This window comes from Bacillus sp. EA-CB0995, from assembly GCF_055814245.1.
Genome location: NZ_CP169269.1, coordinates 4117689 through 4130766 on the forward strand (window position 1 = coordinate 4117689; position 13078 = coordinate 4130766).

The window sequence follows — 13078 nt, forward strand, 5'->3', positions numbered from 1 at the left end:
TCATCTCTGGATCAGGAAGCGGAGCTTTTTTCCATCAGAAGTTACTACTGTTCGCCCTAAATCTTTTATATAGTCTTGTAATGACTTAATTTCTGCACGAGAAAAATAAGCTGCTGAATTTGTCCCTAATGCTAAAATGAGACCGCCATTAAAATCATTATTTGCAGCACCTTCAATCACTTTTTTTGTATCCCTAGTTACCGTTGCATGGCATGCAGCACAGCTGACTCCTATCTTCTCTCTTCCTTCAGATTTAATAATAGGCATCCCTAACACTTCATTAGAACCTCTTGCAACATCTAAACCAGTATCAACCTTTGTTCCTTTTTCAAACGTTTTATCTCCTATTTTCACAGTTTTCGCCAGTTCAACACGTAAATTTGTTGTCCCTTTTCCATGCAAGTCGTAAATTGCTTTTTTAATATTTTCTAAAGTTAACGCGCCATTTAAAATACCCATGATGTCTGTAAGAAACACTTCATTTCCAAATGTTTCTTCATAAAAAGACTCTCTCCCCACTTTTAATAAATTCTTGTCAATTTTCACTGCTCCGTTTTGTGGTGATAATAACGTTTTGCCTTCATTCGTTTTCAACAACTCATTCGCCTTTTTTTGCGAAATCGTTTGTCCCCAAATATCGTATGCCGGTTGATTTTCCTCAGTTCCATAATGATTTGGTTTGCTCTTTACAATTTGATCTTCAGAAGGAATATAAGCGTATGTTGGTTTTGAAAAGTTAAAAAGGACAACACCTACAAATATTATCCCCAAAACAAGAGATCTAGCCGACTTCCTATTTTTCATTTACTTTCCTCCATGTTCATCAAAAAATATTACGAACGCTCAGTAACAGCCTTAATATTCCCTGTAAAAAGAGATATAAATACAAAAACATACTTTCATCGCTATAAATATTTAATCACCAGGATGAATTTTTATAAAAAAGTTTGTATTTTTCTCTTCCCTTTCTAAAAAACATGTAGTATACTTACTTCAAAATCAGAGGAGAAAGGGAGCAAAGAACTATGCTTACAAATACAACTGTAGTTACATTTGCACAAAAACATCATCATCATACGTAAACCCTTGAAACCTAGCGGAAAAATTCACGCGTAGGTACAAGGGTTATTCCCGTTGTACCTACGTTAGGCAAAGAGCCATGTAGGTATTTTTTATCTACATGGCTCTTTTTTATTTCCAAAAAACACTAGGTACAATAAATCATAAAACAAAAAAAACTATCATCAAAAGGAGTTAGACGATCATGGACACAAAAAAATGGGGTTTATGGATTTTAACAGCATTCGTTGTTGGAAATATGGTTGGTGGCGGCGTGTTTATGCTTCCGGCAAATTTAGCACAAGTATCAGGACCAATGGGGTCCACCCTTGCATGGGCAATTACCGGGCTTGGGGTATTTATGATTGCACTCGTGTTTGGAAACTTAGCAATGCGAAAACCAAATTTAAAAGCAGGTCCGCAAAGCTATGCGCAAGCAATGTTCACTTCACCAAAAGCTGGTAAAGTTGCTGGTTATAGCATGGCGTGGGGTTACTGGGCGGCAAACTGGGCGGCAACAGCTTCTGTTATTATTTCATTTGCAGGATATTTATCTACGTTTTTCCCAGTTATGCAAAGTAAACAAATTTTGTTCACGACAAATGGTTTCTCATTAGAACTAGGAAAAGCCTTAACATTTGCTGTATGTAGTATCATGCTATGGGGCATTCAATATATTCTTTCTCAAAATATTGATCGTGCTGGTAATATGAACTTACTTGCAACTGTTGCAAAAATTATTGGATTTACGATGTTTATTATCATTACATTATTCATCTTTAATGCAGCGAATTTCGGTGATGGGCAAACGTTTATGAATGAAGCTGGAAAGTCTATCCCATTAGGCGGACAAATCAATGCTGCTGCTATCTCAACACTTTGGGCGTTTATTGGTATTGAATCAGCTGTTATGCTTTCAAACCGTGCGAAATCACAGCGCGATGTAAAAAAAGCAACGATTTTCGGATTAGTAATTGCGCTTCTTATTTATGTATCAATTACATTGTTAACAATGGGTGCTCTTCCACAAGAGGCGCTAAAAGGATCACAAAAACCATTGGTTGACGCATTAAGTATGGCTATCGGTAATAAAGGTGCATATATTATGGCATTCCTAGCACTTGTTTCTCTATTCGGCTCTACAGTCGGCTGGATTGTTGTAAGTGCAGAGGTTCCTTATCAAGCAGCAAAAAGCGGGTTATTTCCAGCTTTCTTTGGAAAAACAAATAAAAAAGGAAGCCCAACGAACTCATTATTATTAACAAATATCATGACACAAATATTCTTATTCTCTACTATTTCTGGTTCAGTATCAGAGGCGTATACCTTTGCAATTGTTGTCGCTACGCTTGCTTATTTAATTCCATATCTTGTTTCAACATTGTATCAATTAAAACTCGTTATTACTGGCGAAACATATGACATCATGCAAGGCTCTCGCAAAGTTGACGGAGTAATTACAGTACTTGCTCTTATATATTCAATTTGGGTTATCAAAACAGGGACAGCTGATATAAAAACTTTCTTACTAGGAATAGGATTATTCGTAATCGGATTAGTTCTTTATCCATTTATCATGAAAAATACTACTGAAAAGAATACAGAAACACTTGATACAAAAATTAGTTAAACTCGAAAACACTAGCTCCCTAAAGAGCTAGTGTTTTTGAGTTTAACTTCATCTAAATACTCCTCTAACGTAAGTCCACTCTCATAGATTACTTTCGCAACCTCAAAACCAACGCAACAAAAATGCCCTGGCGCATATATGTATTTAATCTTCCTATCAAAAAATAGTTTTACATAATCGGAGCATTTTTTTATGTTTCTATGCTCCATAACCAACAGCAAAAGGGACCTTCAAACTTCCATCAGTGGGGGTTTTCTTCATCCCCCACCGAATAATGAAATGTAAATGTTTTATTAAGTTATAAAAAAACTATAGACGGAATATTGTATTTTCTCTTAAAATTCACAGTGAAATGGTAGATAATATCTAACTTCAGGGGGAAAAATGATGTTGAAAAAAGTCTGTATGATGATTACTGCATTTTTGTTAGTTTTTTCATGCTTCCAGTCGCTCTCATTCGCAGACAGCGATGAACAAAAGGAAAAAGGCGTACACTTACGTGTCATGAGTTACAACATCCATTATGGTAACAACTTCTACAATCAATATGACATTGAATCTATTACCAATGTTATAAAGGATTCAGGAGCAGATATTATTGGTCTACAGGAAGTGGATGTACATTGGGGAGATCGCAGCAATTTTGACAATGAAATAGCAAAGATTGCGCAATCACTTAATATGTACTATTTCTTTGCCCCTATTTATAATCTTTCACCATTACAAGCAGGACAGCCTAACCGTCAGTTTGGTGTGGCGATTTTAAGTAAATATCCCATTCTTAAAGCTGAAAATCGTGAAATAACTAGACTTTCTACACAAGTGCCAAACCCAAAACCCGAATTGTCTCCTGGATTTGCCGAAACGCTGATTAATGTAAAAGGAATAAAATTGAATGTATACGCTACTCACTTGGATTACCGGACAGATCCAAATGTACGGAGCATGCAAGTTCACGATATGTTAAATATTATGTCCGAAAGCCATAGGGAAAAAATCTTATTTGGTGATATGAATGCAGTACCGACAGCCCCAGAGTTACAACCTTTGCTTAAATCATATCAGGATTCTTGGAACGAAGAGCGTGATGGCACTAGCTATACCTTCCCGGCAAAACAGCCTGACAGAAAAATCGACTATATATTAACAACTTCTGGCGTTAAAATTCAATCTTCCCGTACACTCGACACTTTAGCGTCAGATCATAGACCGATTATATCGGATATCTTCATTAAGAAAGACTGATTTTTATCAATTTAAGCTGCAGATCCTGATGTGAAAAATAAAGTGAAACTTCCATCAGTGGGGGTTTTCTTCATCTCCCACTGATGGTTAGTTGAACCAATCGGGCTTTAACGGTCTCATGTGTTTTTATGAGACCGTCTCTTTTTATTGGACGATGAATGTATGCTTATCAAGCTAAAGATAGCTGAGGAGTTGTTTATTGAAATTTGGCTTATTAATGCCTCCACTTGAATTCTGCAGGTTTTTCCATATTGATACACGTCCTTTTATAAACTGAAAGTATCAGTATGTCCAAGTTTACTAGATTTCTTGCACCGAAACCTCCACCAATAGGACGACTTACATCATTCATCAAATTCCCTCCTTTTTAAAATAAAAAGTTCCGATAATTAAAATATACACAGGACAAACTTAAGAGGCGTGAGCTATAATATTTCATGTTGGTTTAGTAAATATAAAATATCTTATAATAAGGATATAATTAATCGGAAAAAGGTGACATTCATACCAATGAAAAATCGTGTTCTGCAATTATTATTCGTTAGTGCAATTACAGTCTTTGTACTAAAGGTACTAAACAATTCTCCCATAACATTGAATACCTTTGTTGGATCGCTATTTCTTATTACAGCTATTGGCATTGCTTTCATCATCTTTATTGAAAATCGCTCCCCCAAAGTACGTTAGCTTGGTTTTGGGTATTAGCAGTTCTTCCTGTTATTGGCGTATTCTTTTATGTACTATTTGGCCGCAGCAGATGGCGCCGAAATAAACATTTACATCGTGCTGAAGAGCAAAGAAAGTTGTTCCGTGAAATTTTAGAAGGAAGACAATTGAAACAAGAAATACCACCATCTCTAGATGAACGCTCTGCCCATTTGGCCACTGTCGTTCACAAGTTTGGCGGAGGGCCCATTGCTAATGAAACTGCAACAAAATTATTAACAAACGGAGAGGAAACATTTACAGAAATTTTTTCCTCTATTCAAGAGGCAAAACATCACATTCATATTCAATATTACATTTATCGACCTGATGAAATTGGGACAAAGCTCCGTGATGCTTTAATTGAAAAAGCAAAAGCTGGTGTAACTGTCCGTTTTTTATTTGATGGACTTGGAAGTTATACGTTGCGAAGCACCTTTTTGCAACCGATGAAGGACGCAGGAATTGAAGTAGTAGAATTTGATCCTGCTCTTTCCCCATGGCTAATAGAAACCGTTAACTATCGTAATCATCGTAAAATCATTATTATTGACGGAAAAATTGGATTTACAGGCGGATTAAATGTTGGAGATGAATATCTTGGCCGTTCTAAGAAGTTTCCAATTTGGCGAGATAGCCATTTAAAACTTGAAGGGAAAGCACTATATAAACTACAAGCTATCTTTCTAGAAGATTGGTTATACGCATGTAGTGGATTAAATAACTACTCTTGGGAACCTTTCATGAATAAAGAGTATTTTCCGATGTGGACTGTTGATACAGACGGTGCTGTCCAAATTGTCGCAAGTGGCCCGAGTGCAAGTGACAAAACGATTCGAAATGCCTTATTAGCGGCCATGACATCAGCAAAACGTTCCATTTGGATTGCGACGCCATACTTCATTCCAGATCCAGAAACATTAACATTACTACGTTTAAGTGCAATTGCTGGAATTGATGTACGTATTTTATATCCTGGCATAAGCGATAGCATCATAAGCGATCAAGCTTCTCAGTCTTACTTTGCGCCATTATTAGAAGCAGGTGTTTCTATTTATCGTTATAAAGATGGATTTATGCATGCAAAAATTGTATTAATTGATGATGAAATTGCAACAATTGGAACAGCGAATATGGACATTCGTAGCTTTGAACTGAATTATGAATTAATCGCTATCTTATATGACTCTCCGACTGTCCTTGATATTAAACATGATTTCGAACAAGATTTTAAGGATTCTACAGAACTTCGCTGGGAAGCCTTTAAAAGAGAAGCATTCGAAAAAGAACGCTTGAATCACTCATGCGTCTTATTTCACCACTTTTATAAGGGAACATCTTCCAAATTGGAAGATGTTTTTTCTTTGCTTCACCTATAAAAACGCGTTATCATAAGAAGGATTGTTTACTTTATGAAAATAATGTTAGGTGGGAAATAAATGTTAGAGCAATTTCATATACATGAAGGATTAAAGCAACAACTTGTAAATATTCACGAAACAAATAAACATGCAGCTGGCAATGCTGCTACTTTAATTGGAACAAAAATGTATAAAGCATCTGATAACAGTATTATTGAAGATGCAATTACTGCATTACTTCTTGGAAAAAACGTTCTATTAAAAGGGCCTACTGGAAGCGGGAAAACCGTTCTTGCTGAAACGCTGTCTTATTTATTCCAAAAGCCAATGCATAGCATTAACTGTTCTGTTGATTTAGATGTAGAAGGTATTTTAGGATACAACACATTAACAACAACAGACGGTGCATCTGAAGTTACTTTCGTTGATGGTCCATTAATGAAAGCAATGAAAAGTGGTCACTTCCTTTATATCGACGAAATTAACATGGCAAAACCAGAAACACTTCCTCTTCTTCACGGTGCACTAGACTATCGTAAAATGATTACAAATCCTTTCACACAAGAAGTTGTGTACGGTAGTGATGAATATCGTGTAATTGCCGCGATTAACGAAGGCTATGTTGGAACGAGCGAACTAAATGAAGCATTAAAAAATCGCTTTGTTATTATCGAAGTTCCTTATATTCAAGGTGAAACATTAAAAGAACTCTTATTAGCGGAATCGAAATTAAAGGAAACAGCAACAATCGAAAAGTTTGTAGCATTCGCAAGTGACCTGATGCCCCTTGCTCGCGATGGTCGTGTAAGTGAAGAAGCAGCAAGTATTCGCGGTATTATTGATGCATGTGATTTAAGTGTGTACATTCCAGTGATGCGTGCAATTGAACGAAGCATTATCGCAAAATTAAGCGATGAAACGGAACAAATGACGGTGCGTGAATTAGCAGAAAGTTATTTCTTTGAGGGATAATTCATGAGACAAATTTTTAGCGACAAAAAAATCGATGCGTCTCTGTTCCTGCAAATGGAAAATTTAATGTATGCCCTTCTAAAAGAAGAAAATATGCATATTTAGAATATGGATATAAAGCATATTATGATGAAATCGAAAATAAAATTGTCATCAGTCATTTTTGGGATGATCGAAGCGAAACCGATAAAGTCGTTGGTTTAAAAAGTGAAGTATATTTAAAAGCTCTCGGCTACAAACATCATTCCGATATGCAGCTTATTCGTAACTATGCAAAAGAATTGCAGCAATCACCACTTAAAAATTTTTTAACGCAATTATTTGTTCTATTAGAAGATTTACGAGTTGAAGAAATTGTTAAACGAGAGCGTCCTGGTACAAAACCAATTTTCGCACGCCGAAAAGAAATGTATCGGAGCTATTTCAGCTCACAATACGAAATTAACCGTATTCGTAACTATCATGCTGATATGCTCATTTGTTTATGTTACTTAACATTAACAAGCGATAAATACGAAATGTTTAACAACGACTACTTTGAGCACATTGAAGCAATCTTACACGAAACATTCCAAACACGTACTACAGAAGATACGATGTATGTTGTAGAAAAAATTCGCTATCGGTTAGAAGAACTATTAGAAAATGATATGATTAATAACTACTTTGGACTTGCACCGCTCAATACTTCTGTCGTTTTTGACAAGATAGAGGAACGAGTAGATGAACTAGCAAATGATGATGTTCAAATTGTTGACGATGACGATAATAAAAGTAAAATAAACGAAAGCTTTTCAACATGGCATCGTGAAAATAAAAACAATGAAAACGAAAACTTCTTACGCTTTGAATTAGAGAGCGGTACAAAAACAAATATGATGGGTGATACCGCCCGAGAATCTGATAATAGCGATCAAGCGCTTGCTTCTGTGCAAGGTACTTCACAAAAAAGTACACAGTCGAATTTCGACGGAGCGGATACTGAAGATACGAGAGCATCTCATGCTTCTAGCCAAAGTGAAGGTGTATACGGTAAGTATAACGCCGGCGCATCACATACTTTTAAAGAAGCTCGCAAACCAAACCATGATGAAAAGAAAGACTATCAAGCTATAAAATCTGTCGTAAATAAAGATGTAAAAGAACTAAAGAAAATCATTGAAAAAACGATTGAAAATAAAACAAACGCAAATGCTGATAAATACTACGGAAGACTTCGTAAAAAGTTCTTACGTATTTATACAGAAAAACAACCACGTATGTTTTATAAAAAAGGACAAGAATCACAAGAACTTGATGTTGTGTTTCACCTGTTAGTCGACTGCTCTGGGTCGATGTATAACAAAATGGAAGAAACGAAAAAAAGCGTTGTTCTTTTCCATGAGGCTTTAAAATCGTTAAAAATTCCACACGCCATTAGCGGATTTTGGGAAGATGCTTCTAGCGCTACACCCGAAAACAAACCAAACGTCATTCATGAAGTCGTAACATATCAAAACTCAACGCTTCCAAGCATTGGTCCGGAAGTCATGCAACTTCGTGAAGAAGAAGATAACCGTGATGGATACATTATTCGTATCGTGTCGGAAAAACTTGCAAAACGTCCGGAAAAACATAAATTCCTACTCGTCTTTACAGATGGCGAACCGTCTGCATTAGACTATCAACAAGATGGTATTTTAGATACACACGAAGCTGTAAAACTTGCTCGTAAAAGCGGCATAGAAGTCATCGGAATCTTTATCGAAGAAGGCGAAGCAAAAGAAGCGACCTATCAGTTAATGAAAAATATTTATAACCACCACTTCTTAGTGGCGAACCATGCTGAAGATTTACGCTTGAAGATTAAGCCGTTATTAAAGAAATTATTACTGAAGACGATTGAATAGAAACAGGAGCTGGGTGCAGCTCCTGTTTTTTAGTCGTTTTTTGTCGTCTGATCTTTATTCCGTGCCGAACCGCCGATATATTTTAATTTGCGTCGATATATTTGAAAAAGCGCCGATAAAGTGAAACTTCCATCAGTGGAGAGTCTTTTCATCTCCCACTGATGGTTAGTTGAACCAATCGGGCTTTTACGGGCAGTTATCCCCCACCTCTTCTTTGACTTCTCAGGATCTTAAGGTTGGAGTTTTACTCCCCGTTAGTGCGGGATAAAGTGAAACTTCCGTCAGTGGGAGGTTCATCCCCACTGATGGTTAGTTGAACCAATCGGGCTTTTACGGGCAGTTATCCCCCACCTACCTTCTTTGCCTCTCTCTGAATCTTGAGGTGGGGGTCTTACCGCCCGCAAATAGCGGGATAAAAGGAAATAATCTTTTTGGGTATATTAAGGAAGAAGTCTACTATCAACTATATTTGAAAGGGTGTTTCATTTGTCCCCAAAAAAGATGAGCAATATACAGATGTTACAGCTGCTGAAGCAAGACATCAATATGTTATTCCCGAAGAGTTTCCTGAAGGTCCTTACGGTTCTTCGACTAACAGAAAGTTAGGAAAATCGACACCTTGGGATGAGGATCAAAAAACACATAAAGCATTTAGCTACGAATATGAAAAACAATACGAAGAAACGGAATACCAATACCCAGAAGCGGAAAATATAGACACGCATGAAGTGAAGTCTAGATAAAGTGAAATTCCCATCAGAGCGGGGATTTTCTTCCCCCACAAATAGCGGGATAACGCCTTTAATCGCTACTAGGCGACTTGTTTCTTACCTAGACTGAACCTTCACCAGCAAATATCGCTCAGCTTAAATGCGCATACTGACAAAAAAAGCCGATTCAATCAATTATTGAATCGGCTTTTCTCAATTAGCCAAGTACTAACTCAGCTTCTAATTTTTTTAATTTCGCAAGCATATCAGCTGTCATTTTGTCTAAATCATAGTCTGCTTTAAAGCCCCACTCTTCTTTCGCTGCTGTTGCATCAATTGAGTTTGGCCAGCTATCTGCAATCTTTTGACGAGCTGGATCAACTGCGTAATCCATCGTGAATGTTGGGATGTGCTTACGAATAGATGCTGCAATTTGTTCTGGCTCGAAGCTCATTGCTGTAATGTTAAATGCATTGCGATGTTTTAGCTTACTTGAATCTGCTTCCATTAAAGAAATAATCGCTTGCAGTGCATCTGGCATATACATCATATCCATGTATGTTCCTTCTGCAATGTAAGAAGTGTACGTACCCTTTTTAATTGCTTCATAATAAATTTCAACTGCATAGTCAGTTGTTCCTCCTCCAGGAGGAGCAACGTAAGAAATTAAACCAGGGAAGCGTACGCCGCGCGTATCTACACCAAACTTTTGATAGTAATAATCACATAAAAGTTCTCCAGCCACTTTGTTTACTCCATACATCGTAGTTGGACGCTGGATAGTGTCTTGTGGTGTATTATCTTTCGGTGTTGTCGGACCAAATGCGCCGATTGAGCTTGGTGTGAAGAACTTACAGTTTAATTCACGAGCTGCTTCTAACGCATTTACAAGACCGCCCATATTTAAATTCCAAGCAAATAATGGATTTTTTCTGCTGTTGCTGAAAGCAGTGCTGCTAAATGAATGATTGTATCAACTTCATTACGCTTTGCAATCTCATGTAATTTTTGGCCATCTGTTACATCTAGTATTTCAAATGGACCAGACTTTACAACTTCACTATCTGTTTCACGAATATCTGTTGCGATAACGTTTGATGCACCATATACATCACGAAGTTTCGTTACAAGTTCAGAACCAATTTGGCCTAAAGAACCGGTTACTAGAATTTTTTCCATTTTCCCCACTCCTCATTTGCAAGCTTTCATAGATGCGAATGTGTTAAATAATTCCCATTTCTTTCCCAACTTTTTCATACGTACGAATTGCTTCATCAAGCATTTCTTTCGTATGTGCTGCTGTTGGCATATTACGAACACGGCCTGTTCCTTTTGCTACAGTTGGGAACACAATTGATTTTGCATATACGCCCTCTTCATTTAGACGTTTACTAAATTGTTGTGTTAATACTTCATCACCAATAATACAAGGTGTGATTGGTGTTTCACTTTCCCCAATGTTAAAGCCAAGCTCTTTTAAGCCTTGTTTTAAATAACGACCATTTTCCCATAAACGGTCATGAAGCTCTGTGCTTTCCATTAAAATTTCAATTGATCTCATACATGCTGCTGCATCAGCTGGTGTTAACGCTGTCGAGAATAAGAACGGACGTGAACGAACTTTTAACCAATCGATTAAGTTTTTCTTACCAGCAACATATCCACCAATTACACCAATTGCTTTAGATAATGTACCGATTTGGAAATCTACTCTATCAGATAGTCCAAAATGTTTAACCGTACCAGCACCTTTTCCAAGTACGCCAGAACCGTGTGCATCGTCAACATAAGTCATTAAATCTAGTTCTTCTGCAATTTCAACGATTTCTGGTAGTTTTGCTACATCGCCATCCATTGAGAATACACCGTCTGTAATAACCATTAATTTATTGTATAAGCCAGATTCTTTTGCTTCGATTGCTTTTTTACGTAAATCTTCCATATCGGAATGTTTATATACAATAATTTTTGCTCTTGATAAACGGCTACCATCAATAATAGATGCATGATTTAATTCATCAGAAAGAATTGCGTCATTTTTATCCATAACAGCTGAAATCGCTGCCATATTACAGTTGAAACCAGATTGATATGCGATTGCTGCTTCTGTATGTTTAAACTTTGCAATTGTTTCTTCTAATTTCACATGTAAATCAAGCGTACCGTTAATTGTACGAACAGCACCTGCACCAACGCCATATTTATGAATTGCGCCAATTGCTGCTTCTTTTAAACGCTCATCCGTTGCTAAACCAAGGTAGTTGTTTGAAGATAAATTAATATATTCTTTTCCGCCAATTGTAATAACTGGTCCATTAGAACTTTCAAGCGGATCAATAACGTTATAAAGCCCCTTTGATTTCAAATCATCTAGGTTTTCTACTAAAAATTTGTCAAGTGTTTTGCTAGACATCGCGAAACCTCCCTATCATTCATATAAAGAAAGCATTATCATAATATAGACAATACTCCCTTTAATAGCTTAACACGTTTCGAAAAATTATTATAGGAAAATAGCTAAAAGTAAACGCTTACAACTAACGATTATATCTTATATAATTACAGAAATCTATTATTATTATTTGGATTTTTTTATAATAGAAAAAATGTTTTCAAGGAGATGGTTGAATGTCATATACAGAATCTGACGTTTACAATGAGAATTTATTTTTTGACCAATATATGAAACGTAGACATCGAACCGATAACCCAAACGACACAATTGAAAAACCTGCTCTCTTACAGTTACTTGGTCATATAAAAGATAAAAGTATACTTGATCTTGGCTGCGGTGATGCACAATTTGGACTAGAGTTACTACAAAAAGGCTGCCAATCTTATACCGGAATCGAAGGCTCTCATCGTATGTACGAAGAAGCTCAAAAACAATTAAAGAATACAAATGGAATTGTCCATCTTCTAAACCTCAAAGACTATACATACCCCAATTCTACTTTTGATATCGTTACATCTAGACTTGTCTTTCACTATATTGAACATATTGATGATACTTTCAGACAGATTTTTCAAACGTTAAAAACTGGAGGCACTTTCGCCTTTAGTGTTCAACACCCGGTTATTACTTCCGCATTTGAAAGCTTACAACTAAGTGGAAAACGAACTAGCTGGCTTGTTGATGATTATTTTAAAACTGGCAAACGCGTCGAGCCATGGATTAATGAGGAAGTTGTTAAATATCATCGTACAATTGAGCAATACTTCTTCTCCTTACAAAAAGCTGGTTTTACAATTAATAGTTTACGCGAAGCAGCACCAGAACCTCAGTATTTTCAAAGTGGAGAAGAATATGAACGTAGACTGCGTATCCCTTTGTTTCTATTATTTTCATGTACAAAGTAAAAAGGCGATGATGATTCATCGCCCTTTCCTATCCCGCATTAACGGGCAGTAAGCCCCCCACCTCAAGATTGAAAGAAAATCGAAGAAGATAGGCGGGGGGATAACTGCCCATAAAAGCTCGATTGGTTCAACTAACCCTCGGTGGGT

Annotated in this window: 6 protein-coding genes and 3 pseudogenes; 6 read left to right on the plus strand and 3 right to left on the minus strand. The window is 36.7% G+C overall.

Going from position 1 to position 13078, the window contains the following annotated elements:
* On the minus strand, positions 1-804 hold the full coding sequence (locus tag ACEWFJ_RS21205) for a hypothetical protein (RefSeq protein WP_473689821.1): 804 nt from the start codon (positions 802-804) through the stop codon (positions 1-3).
* 460 nt (positions 805-1264) lie between these two features.
* Between ACEWFJ_RS21205 and ACEWFJ_RS21210 the strand changes: the two genes are divergently transcribed.
* The 5 genes and pseudogenes from ACEWFJ_RS21210 to ACEWFJ_RS21230 all read left to right on the plus strand — a co-directional run bounded on the left by ACEWFJ_RS21210 (position 1265) and on the right by ACEWFJ_RS21230 (position 8861).
* Positions 1265-2689: an amino acid permease gene (locus ACEWFJ_RS21210; RefSeq protein WP_473689822.1), complete on the plus strand. Its 1425-nt coding sequence runs from the start codon at positions 1265-1267 to the stop codon at positions 2687-2689.
* A 387-nt stretch (positions 2690-3076) separates the two neighbouring features.
* The gene (locus tag ACEWFJ_RS21215; protein WP_473689823.1) at positions 3077-3934 is read left to right on the plus strand and encodes an endonuclease/exonuclease/phosphatase family protein; all 858 of its coding nucleotides are present in this window, start codon (positions 3077-3079) and stop codon (positions 3932-3934) included.
* A gap of 510 nt (positions 3935-4444) precedes the next feature.
* Positions 4445-5969 (plus strand): annotated as a pseudogene (locus ACEWFJ_RS21220) (cardiolipin synthase).
* A 109-nt stretch (positions 5970-6078) separates the two neighbouring features.
* Positions 6079-6972, plus strand: coding sequence for an ATP-binding protein (locus tag ACEWFJ_RS21225; protein WP_429720935.1), 894 nt, complete (start codon positions 6079-6081; stop codon positions 6970-6972).
* A 3-nt stretch (positions 6973-6975) separates the two neighbouring features.
* Positions 6976-8861: pseudogene (locus ACEWFJ_RS21230) on the plus strand (vWA domain-containing protein).
* 927 nt (positions 8862-9788) lie between these two features.
* Here ACEWFJ_RS21230 and ACEWFJ_RS21235 read toward each other — a convergent pair.
* Positions 9789-10750, minus strand: a pseudogene (locus tag ACEWFJ_RS21235) (L-threonine 3-dehydrogenase).
* A gap of 43 nt (positions 10751-10793) precedes the next feature.
* Positions 10794-11984: a glycine C-acetyltransferase gene (locus ACEWFJ_RS21240; protein ID WP_473689824.1), complete on the minus strand. Its 1191-nt coding sequence runs from the start codon at positions 11982-11984 to the stop codon at positions 10794-10796.
* 215 nt (positions 11985-12199) lie between these two features.
* Between ACEWFJ_RS21240 and ACEWFJ_RS21245 the strand changes: the two genes are divergently transcribed.
* Complete coding sequence (locus ACEWFJ_RS21245) at positions 12200-12931, plus strand: class I SAM-dependent DNA methyltransferase (protein WP_473689825.1); 732 nt, start codon at positions 12200-12202, stop codon at positions 12929-12931.
* The last annotated feature ends 147 nt before the right edge of the window (positions 12932-13078 follow it).